16 protein-coding genes are annotated in these 15584 nt (G+C 69.5%); all 16 read right to left on the minus strand.

What is annotated here, in order from left to right; genetic code table 11:
• Positions 1–2: 2 nt before the first annotated feature.
• The 16 genes from E9232_RS16625 to E9232_RS16700 all read right to left on the minus strand — a co-directional run bounded on the left by E9232_RS16625 (position 3) and on the right by E9232_RS16700 (position 15579).
• Positions 3–839 (minus strand): carbohydrate ABC transporter permease, encoded by an 837-nt coding sequence (locus E9232_RS16625; protein WP_309795555.1) that lies wholly within the window; start codon positions 837–839, stop codon positions 3–5.
• Positions 839–1750, minus strand: coding sequence for a carbohydrate ABC transporter permease (locus E9232_RS16630; protein ID WP_309795557.1), 912 nt, complete (start codon positions 1748–1750; stop codon positions 839–841). Before E9232_RS16630 ends, E9232_RS16625 begins: the two co-directional genes overlap by 1 nt.
• 22 nt (positions 1751–1772) lie before the next feature.
• Positions 1773–2987, minus strand: coding sequence for an ABC transporter substrate-binding protein (locus tag E9232_RS16635; RefSeq protein ID WP_309795559.1), 1215 nt, complete (start codon positions 2985–2987; stop codon positions 1773–1775).
• Positions 2988–3004: 17 nt separating this feature from the next.
• Positions 3005–3967, minus strand: a complete 963-nt coding sequence (locus tag E9232_RS16640; RefSeq protein ID WP_309795560.1) for an alpha/beta hydrolase fold domain-containing protein — start codon at positions 3965–3967, stop codon at positions 3005–3007.
• Positions 3964–4647: a GntR family transcriptional regulator gene (locus E9232_RS16645; RefSeq protein WP_309795562.1), complete on the minus strand. Its 684-nt coding sequence runs from the start codon at positions 4645–4647 to the stop codon at positions 3964–3966. Before E9232_RS16645 ends, E9232_RS16640 begins: the two co-directional genes overlap by 4 nt.
• Before the next feature lie 442 nt (positions 4648–5089).
• Positions 5090–6151 carry an SDR family oxidoreductase gene (locus tag E9232_RS16650; RefSeq protein ID WP_309795564.1) on the minus strand — a complete coding sequence of 354 codons (1062 nt, stop codon included), beginning with the start codon at positions 6149–6151 and terminating at the stop codon, positions 5090–5092.
• A gap of 132 nt (positions 6152–6283) precedes the next feature.
• The gene (locus E9232_RS16655; protein ID WP_309795566.1) at positions 6284–7270 is read right to left on the minus strand and encodes a zinc-dependent alcohol dehydrogenase; all 987 of its coding nucleotides are present in this window, start codon (positions 7268–7270) and stop codon (positions 6284–6286) included.
• Positions 7271–7301: 31 nt separating this feature from the next.
• Positions 7302–8315, minus strand: a complete 1014-nt coding sequence (locus E9232_RS16660; protein ID WP_309795568.1) for a Gfo/Idh/MocA family protein — start codon at positions 8313–8315, stop codon at positions 7302–7304.
• The gene (locus E9232_RS16665; RefSeq protein ID WP_309795570.1) at positions 8315–8599 is read right to left on the minus strand and encodes a YciI family protein; all 285 of its coding nucleotides are present in this window, start codon (positions 8597–8599) and stop codon (positions 8315–8317) included. Before E9232_RS16665 ends, E9232_RS16660 begins: the two co-directional genes overlap by 1 nt.
• 26 nt (positions 8600–8625) lie before the next feature.
• Positions 8626–9399, minus strand: a complete 774-nt coding sequence (locus E9232_RS16670) for an SDR family NAD(P)-dependent oxidoreductase (protein WP_309795572.1) — start codon at positions 9397–9399, stop codon at positions 8626–8628.
• Positions 9396–10475 carry a 2,3-butanediol dehydrogenase gene (locus E9232_RS16675; RefSeq protein ID WP_309795574.1) on the minus strand — a complete coding sequence of 360 codons (1080 nt, stop codon included), beginning with the start codon at positions 10473–10475 and terminating at the stop codon, positions 9396–9398. The genes E9232_RS16670 and E9232_RS16675 overlap by 4 nt, the downstream gene beginning before the upstream one ends.
• Before the next feature lie 33 nt (positions 10476–10508).
• A complete protein-coding gene (locus E9232_RS16680) occupies positions 10509–11276 on the minus strand; it encodes an SDR family NAD(P)-dependent oxidoreductase (RefSeq protein WP_309795576.1) in 768 nt (255 codons plus the stop codon).
• A gap of 11 nt (positions 11277–11287) precedes the next feature.
• Positions 11288–12091 carry a glucose 1-dehydrogenase gene (locus tag E9232_RS16685; RefSeq protein ID WP_309795577.1) on the minus strand — a complete coding sequence of 268 codons (804 nt, stop codon included), beginning with the start codon at positions 12089–12091 and terminating at the stop codon, positions 11288–11290.
• Positions 12092–12122: 31 nt separating this feature from the next.
• Positions 12123–13121, minus strand: coding sequence for an ABC transporter permease (locus tag E9232_RS16690; protein ID WP_309795578.1), 999 nt, complete (start codon positions 13119–13121; stop codon positions 12123–12125).
• Positions 13118–14086, minus strand: a complete 969-nt coding sequence (locus E9232_RS16695; protein ID WP_309795579.1) for an ABC transporter permease — start codon at positions 14084–14086, stop codon at positions 13118–13120. Before E9232_RS16695 ends, E9232_RS16690 begins: the two co-directional genes overlap by 4 nt.
• A 14-nt stretch (positions 14087–14100) precedes the next feature.
• Complete coding sequence (locus E9232_RS16700; RefSeq protein ID WP_309795580.1) at positions 14101–15579, minus strand: sugar ABC transporter ATP-binding protein; 1479 nt, start codon at positions 15577–15579, stop codon at positions 14101–14103.
• Positions 15580–15584 lie beyond the last annotated feature (5 nt).

Below are 15584 nucleotides of genomic sequence, written 5' to 3' on the forward strand. Positions count from 1 at the left end.
GGTCATCCCTTCACGGCGCCCTGGGTCAGGCCGCCGATCAGGCGTTTCTGGACGAGGAGGAACAGGAGGGTGGCGGGTAGGGCGCCGACCACGCCGCCGGCGGTCAGCAGGCCCCATTCGATCTGGTACTCGCCGATCAGGGTCTGGATCGCGACGGTCATGGTGCGGACGCTGCGGCCGCCCAGCGTCAGGGCGTAGAGGTATTCGTTCCAGGCGGTGATGAAGATGTAGATGCCGGTGGCGACGAGGCCGGGGACGCAGAGCGGCAGGATCACCCGCCACAGTGCGCCGAGGCGCGAGCAGCCATCGGTCATCGCCGCCTCGTCCAGGCTCTTCGGGATGGCGTCGATGTAGCTTGTCATCATCCAGATGGCGAAGGGGATGGCGACGGTGGCGTTGGCGATGATCAGCGCGATGTGGGTGTCGAGCAGGCCGAGCCGCCGCATCAGCACGAACAGCGGCAGGACCAGCAGGATGATCGGGAACATGTTGATGACCAGGAACTGGATCATCAGCAGCCGGCGCCCGGCGAAGCGGAAGCGCGAGAAGGCATAGGCTGCGGTGACGCTGAGGCTCAGCCCGACCGCGACCGTGCCCAGCGCCACGATCAGGCTGTGGCCCATGTTGATGAGGAAGCTGGTATGGCCGAACAGCCGCTCGTAGCTGGCGGTGGTCCAGGCCCACGGGTCGGTGGCGACGCCGCGGCCGACGATCTCGTCCGGCGGCGTCAGCGAGGTCAGCGCCATCCACAGATAGGGGCCCAGCGCGAAGACCGCGATCAGCAGCATCGGCAGGTGGACCAGGGCGACCCGGCGCCAGGGGGAATTGCGGGTGACCATCAGTCCATCGCCCTGGTGGTGCGCCTGAGATAGACCACGACGAAGCCGGCGAGCAGCAGGGTGAAGATCACCGCCAGCGCCGAGCCGTAGCCGAAATCGAGATTGGTCCGGGCCTTGATGAAGGCATAGAGTGGCAGGGTGTGGGTGGCGTAGCCCGGGCCGCCGCCGGTCATGACGAAGATCACGTCGATCGAGTTGGCGACCCAGATCACGCGCAGCAGCACCGCGGTCGCGATCACCCCGGCGATCGAGGGCAGGGTGATCCGCCGGAACTGCTGCCAGGGACCGGCGCCGTCGATCGCCGCGGCCTCATACAGGTCGTGCGGCACCGCCTGCAGCCCGGCCAGGATCATCACCGCGAAGAACGGGAAGCCCTGCCAGGTCAGGGTCAGGATGATGGCGTAGAGCGAGGTGCCGGGATCGGCCAGCCAGGGGAAGGCGCCCTGCAGCAGGCCCAGGCGGACCAGTGCGTCGTTCAACACGCCGGCATTCGGGTCGTAGATCCAGCGCCACATCAGCGCGATGACGACGCTGGGCAGCGCCCAGGGGATGATGACCACCGCCCGCGCCACCGGCCGCCACCAGAAGCGCTGGTTGAGCAGCAGCGCGGTGGCGAGACCGAGCAGCAGCTGGGCCGGGACCGTGATCCCGACCCAGATCGCGGTATGCTGCAGCGAGGTCCAGAACACCGGGTCGGCCAGCGCCTCGGCGAAGTTGCCGAGCCCGACGAAGGGCATCTGGTTCGGCCGGAACAGCACGAAGTCGTGCAGGCTCAGCACCACCGCCTGCAGCATCGGCAGGAACACGATCAAAAGCGTGACCAGCACCGCCGGACTCAGCAGCACGTAGGGCAGGATCCGGGTCCGCGGTCTACCGCGGACCGAGGCCCTCCGTGCGGTCGCCAGGGTCATCGACATAAGCCTCGTCCTTGCCTCACGGGGCGTAGAGCTGCTCGATTTCCTGCATCATCCGCGCCGGCGTGATCTCGCCGGTCAGGGCCCGCTGCATTGCCGCCGGCCACACGGTGTTGACGAAATCCGCGGTCTGGGAGACCGCCGGCAGGCTGTGGGCGAAGGGCAGGGACTGGACCGTCGCATCGACGAAGCGCTTCTCGTGCAGTGTCCAGTTCGCGGCTCCGCTCTTGGTCACCGGCAGCTGGCCGGTCGCCTTGTTGAACTCGACATTGGCGTCGCCGCTGGCCAGGAAGGCGATCCACTTCCAGGCCGCGTCCTTGTCCTCGGCCGAGGACAGCACGGCGAGGGATTCGTCGCCATAGGAGGTCCAGCGGCCGCCGTTGCACTCCGGCACCGGCACGGCGGAGACCTTGTCGCCCAGCGCCTTCACCATGCCGGCGGAGGAGCCGATGTGGTGGATCGTCATCGCCGTCCGGCCCTGCTGGAAGGCGGCGATGATCTCCTGGAATCCGTCATTCGGGGCCGAGGGCGGGAACAGCTTCTGGCCGCGGAAGAGATCGACCAGCCAGGTGTTGGCGGCGATCACCTGCGGCGTGGTCAGCCCGCCCTTCTCGAACTTCGCACCTGCCGACAGCACGAAGGGTCCCCAATGGTCGTAACCGCCCTTGCCGCCGCGGAAGCCGAAGCCCCAGACATCCGGCTGGCCGTCGCCATTGGTGTCGCGGGTCAGGGCCTTGGCCGCCTTGGCGAAGTCCTCGCAGGTCTTCGGTGGCTGCAACCCGGCCTGGGCGAACAGGTCGACGCGATAATAGAGGTAGGAGACGACGTACTGGACCGGCAGGTAGTACTGCTTGCCGTCCGGCCCGCCGTTGATCTTCAGCAGGTCGTCCTGCAGGTCGGCCTTGCCGTCCCAGCCGGCGATCCGGTCGTCCAGCGGCTCCAGCGCCCCCATCTCCACCAGCCGCGGCTGGGCGAACAGCTTCACCATCACCGCATCCGGCGCATTGCCGCCGGCAATGGCGGTGTAGAGGTTGTCGTAGTAGCTGTTCCAGGGGATGTTCTCGGCCTCGACCTTGACGCCTGGATTGGCCGCCTCGAACTTGGCGACCAGATCGGCCACCGGGTTGTCCGGATTGTCGAAATGGTACCAGAAGCGGACCGTGCTCTCGGCCTGGGCCGTCCCGGCGGCCAGCGCCAGCAACACGGCCAGGGCCGCGCCTCGCATCTTCCTCATGACGTTTCCTCCTCCGTTTATGCTTTTTGGTTGAACCGGCGGACCCAGCCGCCGGCTTCGGCGAAGGCCGTTCGGGCCTCCGCCAGCGCGCTCGTCATCTGCATGAAGCCGTGGATGACGCCGCGATGCACCCGCACCGGATCGGCCCGGCCGAGCGCCCGCAGCCGGTCCCCGAGCGCCAGCGTATCGCTGAGCAGCGGGTCGAGCCCGGCGGCGTTGAGGTAGAGCGGCGGCAGCGCCCCCAGCGCGGCATCCGGGGCGGCCAGGGGAGAGACCGCCGGCTGGGCCCAGGACGCCGGATCGGGCACATACCAGTCGCGGTACCGGATCATCTTGGCGGTGGTCAGCCCGTAGCCGCCGGGCCCGAAGCGCTGGTGGGAGTCGGTGTCGTGGTCGACGGCATAGACGCCGTAGAACAACAGCCCGAAGTCCGGTGACCTTTGGCCGGCGGCCTGTTCTTGCAGCATCACGGCCAGCGCCAGGTTGGCGCCGGCGGAATCGCCGGAAATGCCGATCGGACCGGAGAGCCCATGCTCTGCCAGAACCTCCGGCAGGGCCCGCCAGGCCACCACGGAATCGTCCAGCCCGGCGGGATAGGGATGCTCCGGCGCCAGGCGGTAGTCGATACCGATCACGGCCATGCCCGTCGCCTCGGCCAGGCAGCGCATCGACCGGTCATGGGTGTCGAGGCTGCAGAAGGCCCAGCCGCCGCCATGGATGTACAGGATCGCGCCGCGCGCCGAGGCCGGCCGGAACAGCCGGGCCGGGCGGGGGGCGATGCCGCCGGGCAGCGTCAGCTCCGCCGTTTCCATCGGCGGCAGGTCCCGGTTCCAGCGGTGGTTGCCCGCCTCGGCCTGGGCCCGGCCTTCGGCGGGCGGCAGGGTGGTCGGGTCCGGCAAATGCCCGTCCTCGGCTGCCAGCCGGGCCATGATCGCCGCCATCTCGGGGTTCGGCGCGTCGCTTGGGTCGAAGCCGGTCATGCCGTGCGCCCCTCCGCAGCCGCGCCGAAGATCGACGGGCCGACATCGACGATGGTTTCGATGTGATGGCCGATGGCGGCAACCGCCGCGGCCTCGTCGCGCGCCGCCAGCGCCTGGACGATGGTCCAATGCCGCCGGGCCGTGGCCGTCAGATCACGCCGTTCGCTGCTGCGGGTGATCTTGAAGCGGTGGTTGTGCAGGATGCAGCGGTGCAACAGCGGCTCCACCGCCGGCAGGCCGGCAGGCCGGAACAGCCGGCGGTGAAAGGCGCGGTCCAGCTCGGTCTGCCCGTATTCGTCGCCGGCCTGCGCCTTCGCCTCCATGCCCTCGATCAGGGCAGTCAGGTCCGGCAGCAGGGCAGGGTCTGGGCGACGCAGGGCGTGAACGATGCCGCGGGTCTCGATGCCGTGGCGCAGCCGGAACATCTCGACCGCCTCGTCCTCGGTGCACTCGGCGACGCGGGTGCCCTTGTGCGGCAGGCGATGGACCAGCCCCTCCTCCTGCAGCGCCAGCAGCGCCTCGCGCACCGTGCCCTGGCTGCACTGGAAGCGCTGCGCCAGCTCCAGCTCGAGCAGGGCGAGGCCGGGCGCGGCCTCGCCCAGCATGATCATGCGCTTGAGGCCGTCGAAGACCTCCGCGCTCTTGCCGGGCCGCATGCCGTCCTGCGCGATGGCAAGCATCTCGTTCTCGGACTAGATTATCGATATTGATAACGATATCGATAATTCGCCGACGCGCAAGCCCCATATTGGCTTTGGCGCATTGCCATGAACAAAGGCGCGGTTCGAGGCCGCGGTGCAGCATGGGCGCTGGAAGAGCGTGACGGTGGCGCGTATCTGCCGGCGGCACTCGAGCCTATGATTGGAAAGTTTCACTGAGGCCCTGCTCCGCGACGATTGGGCAGCCTGTCAACCGATGACCGGCTGCACCCGATGCAGACGTTCGCCGGATCTATCGGTTGCTCTGAACTGGACATCCATACTTCACGGACAACGCCTCCGCACGGCCCTGCAATTTTCAGTTTCGCAAACCGGGACGCCTTGCATGAGTTCCCCCGTTCGTCAGTTGTGGCGGCGGCGGATCAACCTGTCCCGGTCAATCCGCCGCCACCCGACCGGGCCGTCAGGGAATGAGGCGGCCGTCGCGCAGGGATTGGAACAGCGCGAAGAAGGCGTCGTCCGTGGCCTGGTATGCGGTGAAGCCGAGGCGCCGGCTCTTCGACATGTCGGTCACGACCTCGATCGGGCGGCCGAGATCCGCATCCGTGTGCCAGGGCGAGGCCAGGCGGTCCAGCTGCGCTTCCCGGAGGCCGTGGCGGCGGGCGATGTCCGCCCACACCCCGGCGTCGCCGGCCATCTGCGTCTCCAGCGGCAGGAGGTCGCCGTCGAACGGCGCGGCCTCGAGGCCGAACCAGCCGGCGATGCGGCCCCACATCCAGCTCCAGCGGAAGACGTCGCCATTCACCACGTTGAAGGCCTGGTTCGCCGCAGCGGGCGTCGTCGCCGCCCACAGCAGATGGCGGGCCAGCAGCCGCGCATCCGTCATGTCGGTCAGGCCGTTCCACTGCGCCGCCGACCCCGGGAAGCGGAACGGACGGCCGGTTTCCCGGCAGATGGTCGCATAGACCGCCAGGGTCGTGCCCATGTTCATCGCGTTGCCGACCGCCTCGCCGATGACGGTGTGCGGCCGATGCACGCTCCAGCTGAATCCGTCGCGCGCCGCGGCGGCGAACAGCTCGTCCTCCTGGGCGTAGTAGAAGTTCTCGATGTCCAGCCGTCCCTGGTCCTCGCGGAAGGGCGTCGCGGGCAGGCTGCCCTTGCCATAGGCCTCGAACGGCCCGAGATAGTGCTTGAGGCCGGTGACCAGCGCGACATGGCGCACCGTGCCGGCCGGCCGCAGCGCATCGAGCAGGTGGCGCACCATCGCGCTGTTGACCCGGATGTTCTCCGCCTCGGTCGCCTGCCGCGCCCACATGCTCATGAACACATGGCTCGGCCGGACCTGCTCCAGCGCGGCACCCAGCGACGCGCTATCCAAGAGGTCGGCCGCGACCGGGACCACGCCGTCCTGCGCCGTCGGCTTGCGCGCGAGCCCGGCCACGGTCCAGCCGCCCTCCACCAGCAGCCGGGCCGTGGCGCTGCCCACGATCCCGGTCGTGCCCACGACCAAAGCGGTGTTCGTCATCAATCCTCTCCTCGGAATGCCCGCCCGATATGGGTATGGGCGGACTCACGGCCCAGGCGGCACCGCATTCGACCAACAGCGACCAGATGCCGCCCAGGGCCCGACGGCCGCGGGTCAGGGCATCGCGCCCCCTCATCCCGCGCTCGTCAGGGTGACCTTGATGCAGCGCTGCGCATCCTTGCCGAGCTCAAAGGCCTCCACGGCGGCGGACAGCGGGAAATCATGGGTCTGGATCGGCGACAGGTCGAGGCCGGTGCGCTCCAGGAAGCGGATCGCCGCCGGCCAGACGCCGGGCGACCCGATGCAGCCCTTGACCGTCAGGTTCTTCATCTGGATCAGGCCGAGATCGACCGGGATCTTGCGGCCGATGCTGATGCCGACCATCGAGACCCGGCCCTCCTCCCGCGCGTAATCGAAGGCGGCAGCCAGCGACGCGTCATGGCCGGCGGCCTCGATCACCAGATCGGCGCCCCTGCCGCCCGTCAGGTCGCGGATCCGGTCCGCGGCCCCGCCGTCGGACGGATCGATCACCGTGTCGGCGCCCAGCTTCAGCGCGACGTCCCGGCGCGTCCGGATCGGGTCGACGACGATGACGCGCGCGCCCATCCCGATCGCCGCGGCGGCCGACACCAGCCCGATGGTTCCGCCGCCGGAGACCACCACGGTCTCGCTGGCGTTGGTGCCGCCGGATCGGGCCACGGCGTAGAAGCCGCAGGTGAACGGTTCGATCAGCGCACCGCGCTTGTCGTCGACGGCGTCGGGCAGCTTGTGCAGCCATTCCGGATTGACCGGGAAATACTCCCGGTCCGCCCCGTTCAGGGAGAAGCCGAAATGATGCAGGCGTTCCGGCGTCCGCACCACGCATTCGCCGACGACGCGATCGCCCGGCCGGAAGCCCTTGGCCGACCGACCGACCTCGACGATCTCGCCGCACCATTCATGGCCCGGCGTGACGGGGTAGGAGATCGGAATGATGTAGCGGCCGGCCAGCAGCTCGTAATCGGAATGGCAGATGCCGATGGTGCGGGTGCGCACCAGCACCTCGGTGTCCGCGATGACGGGCATCGGCATGTCGGCGATCACCGGCCGGTCCGGCGCTTCGAAGACCAGGCCCTTCATGGCGTTCCTCCCTGAGGGTTGCGGCCGGCGGTCAAGCGACGGCCTCGACCGCCCCGGTGGCGGCCGAACGCACGATCGCCTCCAGCAGCGCGATGTTGGCGATCATCTCGTCGCCGGTGATGGGGTAGGGCGCTTCGCCCCGGACGGCACGGGAGAAGGCGGCGAGGTTGTCGCGCACCGGCTCCGCCTTGCCGGTCTCGGCCACCCCGATCGGGGCGCCGGCATCGCCGCGCGTCACGACCCAGCCGTCGGGCGCCTCGACATGGGCCTTGTCGCGGACCTCGACCCATCCCTTGGTCCCGAAGACGGCGAAGCGGGAGATGAACGGTGTCGCCAGCGTGGCCGAGACATAAGCCGTGCCGCCGCCGGTGAAGCGGATATGGGCGCTCATCGTGTCGCCCTGCGGGAACGCCGAGGCCAGCTGCTCGCAGGACACGCGAACATCGCGCGCGGGGCCCATCAGCTTCACCGCCAGGTCGGTCAGGTGGATGCCGGTGGCGGTCATGCCGCCGGCCGGCGCCTGGTTCGCCTGGAGCCGCCAGTTGGCGGCATCGAGGGTCAGGAACTTGTCGTGGCTGAAATTCGCCTCGATCTGCAGCAGCCGCCCGAGCCGGCCGGCCGCAGCATCGGCCAGGATGGCAGCGATCGGCGGCTCGAACCGCCGCTCATGTCCCATGCCGAGCACGACGCCGGCGTCGCGGCACAGCCGCACCGCCGTCTCCGCCCCGGCCTTGGTCAGGGCCAGCGGCTTCTCGCAGAACACATGCTTGCCGGCTTTGACCGCGGCCGCGATCTGGGCCTCGTGCAGGGCATGCGGCGTGGCGAGCACCACCGCCTCGACCTCCGCCTCGGCCAAGGCCTCGTCAAGCGAGGCGGCGACCGGGATGCCGCGGGCGCCGGCGAACTCGGCGCCGCTCGGGTCCGGTTCGACGGCCAGGACGAACCGGAGGCCGGCGCCGCCGGCGGCGACCAGGTCGGTCATCTTCCGGCCCCACCACCCGAGGCCGACGATGGCGGTGCGGACCGGCTGCGACAGGGCGGACATCAGCGGTTGTCCATGCGCTTCAGGAACGGATGGATGCGGATCTCACGCCAGATCCCCGCCTGGTTGAACGGGTCGGCCGTATTGAAGGCCTCGACCTCCGCCTTGCTGGCCGCCTCGACCAGGAAGAGCGAGCCGATCATGGTCTCGCCGTCATCGGCCAGCAGGGGTCCGGAGATCACGATCCGGATCGGTGCCGCGCCGAGATAGGCCTTGTGCGCGTCGTAATGGGCGAGCCGCTCCTCGACCGCTGCGGGGTGGTCGAGGCAGTGCACGATGAAATGCATGGGAATGGTCCTTTGCAGAAGGGGGGTCAGGCGGCGGAATAGCCGCCGTCGACCATCAGAAGCTGGCCGGTGATGCCGCTGGCGGCGTCCGACAGCAGGAAGCCGACGGCGGCGGCGATTTCGTCGGGCCGCACCAGGCGGCCGATCGGCTGGTCGTCGAGCCAGCGGCGCATCACCTCGGGGCGGGTGCGGCCCACTTCGGCCAGCATCTCGGTGTCGGTGTAGCCGGGGCCGACGGCGTTGACCCGGACGCCCCGGCGCGCCCATTCGACGCCGAGGACGCGGCACATATGGGCGACGCCGGCCTTGGACACGTCGTAGCCGACATGCACCTCCGGCCGCACCGCTTTGACGCCGGCGATGGAGGAGGTCACGACGATCGATCCCGCGCCGCGATCGAGCATGCCGCGGGCGAAGGCCCGGACCGTCCAGAAGGCGCCGTCGAGATTGACCGCCATCACCCGCCGCCAGTCGTCGTCGGTGTGGTCGGCCGCCGGCTTCTCATAGGCGATGCCGGCATTGGTGAAGAGCGCATGGGTACCGCCATGCCGATCCGCGACCGTGCGGGCGGCCGCCTCCACCGACGTTGAGTCTGTGACATCGAAGGCGATCCAGTCGGCCCGGCCGCCGGCCGCGGCGATCTCGTCGGCCACCGCGGCGACGGCGTCATCCCGGTCGGCGGCGACCACGAGCGCGCCCAGCGCCGCCAGATGCCGGCAGGCGGCGCGACCGATGCCGCCCGCGGCGCCGGTCACGACCGCGGTCCGGCCCGCCAGCGTGTGGCCTGCGGGACCGGTCATGCCGAGGCCTTCATGTCGACCAGGATCTTCATGTGCCGGCCGGACGGGTCGAGCAGCGCCTCGAAGCCGTCGGCGACGACCCGCTCGGGCGCGATCTGCGCCGTCACGATCTTTTCGACCGGGAAGATGCCGGCGCCGATCATCGCGGCGATCCGCGGCCAGATCGTGGTGGGATAGCACCAGGTCGCCTCGACCGTGATGTCCTTCAGCGCCCATTGCATCGCGTCGATCTGTGCTGGGCGCATGTGCAGGCCGACCTGGACGACGGTGCCGCGCCGCCGTACCGCTGCCGCGCAGATGTTGAGCGAGGCCTCCGCGCCGACGCATTCCAGCGCGACGTCGACACCGACGCCCTCCTCGGTGCGGACGCGCAGGAAGGCCGGCACATCCTCCGCGCGGGGGTCGAGGACATGCGCCTCGGGCACCAGGGATTTCGCCAGGGCGCGGCGGTTGGGGTTGGGTTCGGAGACCACGATCAGGGCCGCGCCGGACGCCTTGGCCGCCAGCAGCACCAGCGCGCCGATCGGGCCGAGGCCGGAGACCAGCACGGTCGAGCCCGAGCGGATGCCGCCGCGGTCGACCGCATAGAGCGCCACCGCCGCCGGCTCGATCATCGCCGCCTGGATGTCGCTGACCGTGTCCGGCACCGGGATGGCGTTGTAGGCGTTGACCACCGCGCGCTCGCCCATGCCGCCCCAGGCCCAGGACAGGCCGACGCAGGCCATCTTCTCGCTGAGATGGTAGAGGCCACGGCGCCCATAGTAGTCGTCGCGGGGCGAGATCAGGGGCTGGATCGACACCCGGTCGCCGGCCTTGACGGTGGTGACCGCGCGCCCGACATCGAGCACCCGCGCCGACAGCTCATGCCCCAGGATCTGGGGCAGCACCGCCCCGCTATAGGCGTGCGGCTGGGCCGGCGTCACGATCGGCCCGGCGACATATTCGTGCAGGTCCGTGCCGCAAATGCCGCAGACCAGCGGTTCGATCAGCACCTGGTCGTCGGCCAGCCGGTCGGACGGGGCGGCCACATCCTCGACGCGGATATCCCGCTTGGTGTGGTAGCGGACAGCTTTCATTTTGTTTGGATCTCCTGGGTCGGAACCATCGACCTACTGGGCGGTGTAGCCGCCGTCGCAGACCAGGCTGGAGCCGGTGACGAAGCGGGCTTCATCGCTGGCCAGAAAGAGCACGCAATTCGCCACGTCGACCGGCTCGCCGAGGGTCAACGGGTGCTTCTCCTTCATCATCGCGATGTAGTGGTCGAGGCCGCCGGGATAGGTTTCGCCGGCCTTCATGAACAACGGCGTCTTGGTCGATCCGGGATGGACCGCGTTGACGCGGATGCCGTGGCGCGCATAGCAGACCGCATCGGTCTTGGTCATGGCCAGCACGGCGCCCTTGGTGGCGTGGTAGGGCGGCAGGTCGTCATTGCCGATCAGGCCGTAGATCGACGAGAAATTGACGATCGACCCGGCCCGGGCCGCCATCATGTGCGGCACCGCATGCTTGGTGCACAGGAACACGCCGCGGACATTGACCGCGAAGATCCGGTCCCATTCCTCGACGCTGACCTCATGCGCGAATTTGTTCACGCCGGTGATCGCGGCGTTGTTGACCAGCACGTCCAGCCGGCCGAAGCGTTCGACCACGGCCGCCACCCCGGCGGCGACGTCGCCTTCGTCGGCGACATCGACCCGGCGGAAGATCGCATCCCCGCCCTTCGCCCGGATCGCCTCCGCCGTCTCCCGGCCGTCGGCCTCGTTGACGTCGAACACCGCGACGCGCGCGCCCTCCTCGGCGAAGCGATGGCATGTCGCCTCGCCGATCCCGGTGCCGCCGCCGGTGACGATGCAGATCTTGTTCGCGAGCCGCGCCATGACCGTCCTCCTCAGATCAGAACCATGCCGCCGTCGATCATGACCGTCTGGCCGGTCATGTAGTCGGAGGCATCGGACGCCAGAAAGCTGGTGACGCCGGTGATGTCGTCGGGTGTCGAGGGTCGGCCGAGCAGGATCGACTTGGAGAATTCGTCGATGGCCTGTTCCGGCTTCTCGGTGATGCCGAGGCCCATGAATTCGCGGTCGAGCTGCTGCCAGAGTTCGGTGCGGACGACGCCCGGGCCGAAGCAGTTGACGGTGATCCGGTGCTCCGCCAGCGCCCGGGCGGCGGCCTGGGTCAGCGCGACCACGGCGAATTTCGAGGCGCAGTAATGTGCGAACAGCGGATAGCCCTGCTTGCCCGCGATCGAGGCGGTGTTGATGATCTTGCCGCCGCCCCGCTTGCCGCTGCCACCTTGGGCGATCATGGCGCGCGCCGCCTCCTGCGTGCCGATCAGGACGCCGAGGCCGTTGACCTTCATGATCCGTTCGAAATCGGCCTCGGTGACGTCGAGGAACGGGCAGGTCTGGCTGATGCCGGCATTGTTGAACATCACGTCGAGCCGGCCGAAGACCCCGACCGTCCGCTCGATCAGGGCGCGGACCGACGACCGATCGGTGACGTCGACCGCCAGGGCTTCGGCCCGGCCGCCCTGGCCGCGGATGGCGGCGGCGACGGTCTCGGCGCCGGCCGGGTCGAGATCGGCGACCACGACACCGGCCCCTTCGGCGGCCAGGCGCCGGGCGATGGCCGCCCCGATCCCGCGGGCGGCGCCGGTGACGATCACGGTTTTCTCAGCGACGGATCCGGACATCGGGCGGTGCTCCCCTTCCTGTGTGTCGGGCTCAGCGGCTGCGCCGGACATAGACGGCGGCCGCCAGGATGATGACGACGCCCTTGATGATGATCTGCAGCTCGATCGGCAGGCCGAGCATCAGGACGGCGTTGGAGATGACGACCAGGATCGCAGCACCGGTCAGGGCGCCGCCGATGCCGCCGCGGCCGCCGGTCAGCGCGACCCCGCCCATGACGGCGGCGACGATGGAATCGAGTTCGAAGCCGCGGCCGACGAAGTTGTCGACCACCCCGACGAAGCCGGACAGGACCAGCCCGGCGATGGCCGCGAGACCGCCGGAGATCACATAGGCGGCGATGGTGACGCGGTCGGCGGCGATGCCGACCAGGCGGGCGGTGACCGGGTTGCCGCCGGTGATGTAGACCCTGCGGCCGAAGGCGGCGCGGTGCAGCAGCACGCCGAAGACCAGCGCCACCGCGATCATGATGACCAGGTTGAAGGGCACGCCCGCCACGGTCCCCGACCCCACGGCCCGCAGCAGCGGCGGCACGTTTCCGGACGGGGCGCCCTGGGTCCAGAAGAAGCGGATGCCCTGCAGCACGATCATGGTGGCCAGCGTGGCCAGGAACGGCGACACCTTGCGCTTGGTGACCAGCAGGCCGTTGGCCAGGCCGGTGGCGATGCCGATCAGGATCGCGACCAGGATGATGAACGGCACATCGGCATCGGTGCCGGAGAAGGCGGTGGTCGCCACGGCGGAGGTCGCCATCACCGATGCCACCGAGAGGTCGAGGCCCCGCACCAGGATGACGAAGGCCTGGCCGATCACCACGATGCCGAGCGGGGCGAGCTGCATCAGCATGTTCGAGATGTTGGCGCCCGACAGGAAGGACGGGCTGATGGCGCCCGACGCCGCGACCAGCACCACCAGGAACAGGTGGATGCCGTAGCGCGACAGCAGGGCCGGCCCGCGCCCGGCGGCACGGTTGGCGGGGGCGAGTGCAGTCATGGCGGCCTTTCCCGGGAAGGCGTTCGCGGCGTCGGTCATGGGAACACCCGCTGCTTCTCGACGTAGATCGACACCGCGAGGATGACGACCAGGCCTTGGATCACGAGCTGGAGATGCGTCGAGACGTCCATGAAGTTGAGGACGTTGTTAAGCATCGACACGAGATAGACGCCGAACAGGGTGCCGATGACGCCGCCGCGCCCGCCGCTGAGCAGGGTGCCGCCGACCACCACCGGGGTGATGGAGGTCAGCGTGTAGTTGGCGCCCGAATAGGGCTGGCCGACGCCGAACCGGCTGACCAGGTAGACGCCGGTCAGCGCCGCGAAGAAGCCCGAGACCGCATAGACGGCGACGATGATGCGGCGCCGGGGCAGCCCCATCAGCGTGGCGGCCGTGGGGTCGTCGCCGACGGCATAGACCCTGCGGCCCATCCGCGACCGGTTGAGCAGGAACGACACCAGCAGGAACAGCAGCAGCGCGACGGTGGCGCCGATCGAGATGCCGCCCGGCAGCACGCCATAGGCGAAATTGTCGAAGCCGGCGGGGACGCGGCCGGCCGGCCCGCGGGTGTAGAGCAGCGTCACGCCCTGGATCACCGCGCCGGTGCCCAGCGTCACGATCAGCGGGTGCACGCCGGTGCCGACGATCAGCCCGCCATTGACGGCCCCGATTGCGGCGCCGAGGACCAGGACGCCGGCGACCACCGGCCAGACCAGGTCGGCATGGCCGTTGATCAGGCCGGAGGTCAGGACCGAGGTCAGGCTGACCAGCGACCCGACCGCCAGGTCGATCCCGCCGGTCAGGATCACGACGGTCTGGCCGAGGCTGACCAGGGCCAGGCCGGCCGATTGCTCGTAGATGTTGAGGATGTTGCCGATCGAGGCGAAGCGGTGGGACAGGGCGGCGCCGAACCCGAACATCAGCAGCAGCAGGGCGATCACGACGATCAGCCCGGCGCGGGTGCCGACCAGGAGGCGGGAGGCGGACAGGGTGAGGGCGGCCATGGGTGTCTCCTGGCTCAGGCCGCGCGGCGGCGGGTGGCGAGCTCCACCACCGCCTCCTCGGTGATCTCCCCGGCCTCGAGCTCGCCGGCCACCGTCCCTTCCCGCATCACCACGACGCGGTCGGACATGCCGACGATTTCGGAGAGCTCGGAGGAGATCATCAGGATCGCGATGCCGCGTTCGGCGAGGTCGTGCATGATCCGGTAGATCTCGAGCTTGGCGCCGACATCCACGCCGCGCGTCGGCTCGTCGAGGATCAGCACGCGCCGGCTGGTCCGCGCCCAGCGGGCCACGATCACCTTCTGCTGGTTGCCGCCGGACATGAAGGCCACGGGCGTTTCCGGGCCGCGGCAGACGATCCGGTAATTGGCGATCTCCGCCTTGGCGACGTCCCGTTCGCGCGCCCGGTCGATCAGGCCGAAGCGGGTGAATTCGGGCAGGGTGGAGGCGGTGATGTTGGCCTCGACATCGAGCAGCATGGCCAGGCCCTGGCCCTTCCGGTCCTCGGTGACCAGGCCGATCCCGAGATCGATCGCCCGAGCAGGGGTCAGGGACCGGTGCTCCACCCCGGCGATGGCGACGCTGCCGGTTCTGGGCAGCACGCCGAACATCGCAAGGGCGAGCTCCGACCGCCCCGAGCCGACCATGCCGGCGAGGCCGGTGATCTCGCCAGCCCGCAGCGTGATCGATGCGCCCCGGACCCGGCCGGCGACCGAGATGTCCCGCGCCTCCAGCACGACGGGCCGGTCGGTCTTGGGCGCGCGGCGCGGCGGAAACAGTTCGGACAGGCGCCGCCCGACCATCATCGCGATCAGCTGGTCGCGGGTCACCGCGGCGACCTCGCAGGTGCCGACCTTCTGCCCGTCCTTCAGCACCGTGACCCGGTCGCACAGGCTGAAGATCTCCTCCAGCCGGTGCGAGATGTAGACGATGGCGACGCCCGCGGCGCGGAGCGCCCGCAGCCGCGTGAACAGCAGGTCGACCTCGCGCCCCGAGATCACGGCGGTCGGTTCGTCGAGGATCAGCAGCTTGACGTCATGGACCAGGGCCTTGGCGATCTCCACCATCTGCTGGTCCGCGACCGAGAGGTCGCACACCCGCTTCGCCGGGTCGATGTCGATCGCCAGGCGGGCCAGCAGCGCCTTGGCATCCGCCCGGGTGCGCCGCCGGTCGACGAGGCCCAGCCGGTTGGTCCGCTCATGGCCGATGAACAGGTTTTCCGCCACCGTCAGGTGCGGGAACAGCACAAACTCCTGATAGATCACATGGACCCCGCGCCGCTTGGCGTCGCCTGGGCCGCTCCACACCACCCGGTCGCCGCGGAAGGTGATCTCGCCGTCATCCGGCTGGTGCACCCCGGCAATGATCCGGGTCAGGGTCGACTTGCCCGCGCCGTTCTCGCCGACCAGGGCATGGATCTCGCCGGCCCGGACCTCCAGGTCGACGTTCGAGAGCACCTGCACACCTGGAAACGCCTTGCTGATCCTGGTCACGGACA

The organism is Inquilinus ginsengisoli, assembly GCF_031453975.1.
In the GTDB taxonomy this organism is placed as follows: Bacteria; Pseudomonadota; Alphaproteobacteria; order DSM-16000; family Inquilinaceae; genus Inquilinus; species Inquilinus ginsengisoli_A.

Coding starts and splice junctions, on each gene's coding strand:
- E9232_RS16625 (WP_309795555.1), bottom strand. CDS start 839: ATGGTCACCCGCAATTCCCCCTGGCGCCGGGTCGCCCTGGTCCACCTG.
- E9232_RS16630 (WP_309795557.1), bottom strand. CDS start 1,750: ATGACCCTGGCGACCGCACGGAGGGCCTCGGTCCGCGGTAGACCGCGG.
- E9232_RS16635 (WP_309795559.1), bottom strand. CDS start 2,987: ATGAGGAAGATGCGAGGCGCGGCCCTGGCCGTGTTGCTGGCGCTGGCC.
- E9232_RS16640 (WP_309795560.1), bottom strand. CDS start 3,967: ATGACCGGCTTCGACCCAAGCGACGCGCCGAACCCCGAGATGGCGGCG.
- E9232_RS16645 (WP_309795562.1), bottom strand. CDS start 4,647: ATGCTTGCCATCGCGCAGGACGGCATGCGGCCCGGCAAGAGCGCGGAG.
- E9232_RS16650 (WP_309795564.1), bottom strand. CDS start 6,151: ATGACGAACACCGCTTTGGTCGTGGGCACGACCGGGATCGTGGGCAGC.
- E9232_RS16655 (WP_309795566.1), bottom strand. CDS start 7,270: ATGAAGGGCCTGGTCTTCGAAGCGCCGGACCGGCCGGTGATCGCCGAC.
- E9232_RS16660 (WP_309795568.1), bottom strand. CDS start 8,315: ATGTCCGCCCTGTCGCAGCCGGTCCGCACCGCCATCGTCGGCCTCGGG.
- E9232_RS16665 (WP_309795570.1), bottom strand. CDS start 8,599: ATGCATTTCATCGTGCACTGCCTCGACCACCCCGCAGCGGTCGAGGAG.
- E9232_RS16670 (WP_309795572.1), bottom strand. CDS start 9,399: ATGACCGGTCCCGCAGGCCACACGCTGGCGGGCCGGACCGCGGTCGTG.
- E9232_RS16675 (WP_309795574.1), bottom strand. CDS start 10,475: ATGAAAGCTGTCCGCTACCACACCAAGCGGGATATCCGCGTCGAGGAT.
- E9232_RS16680 (WP_309795576.1), bottom strand. CDS start 11,276: ATGGCGCGGCTCGCGAACAAGATCTGCATCGTCACCGGCGGCGGCACC.
- E9232_RS16685 (WP_309795577.1), bottom strand. CDS start 12,091: ATGTCCGGATCCGTCGCTGAGAAAACCGTGATCGTCACCGGCGCCGCC.
- E9232_RS16690 (WP_309795578.1), bottom strand. CDS start 13,121: ATGACCGACGCCGCGAACGCCTTCCCGGGAAAGGCCGCCATGACTGCA.
- E9232_RS16695 (WP_309795579.1), bottom strand. CDS start 14,086: ATGGCCGCCCTCACCCTGTCCGCCTCCCGCCTCCTGGTCGGCACCCGC.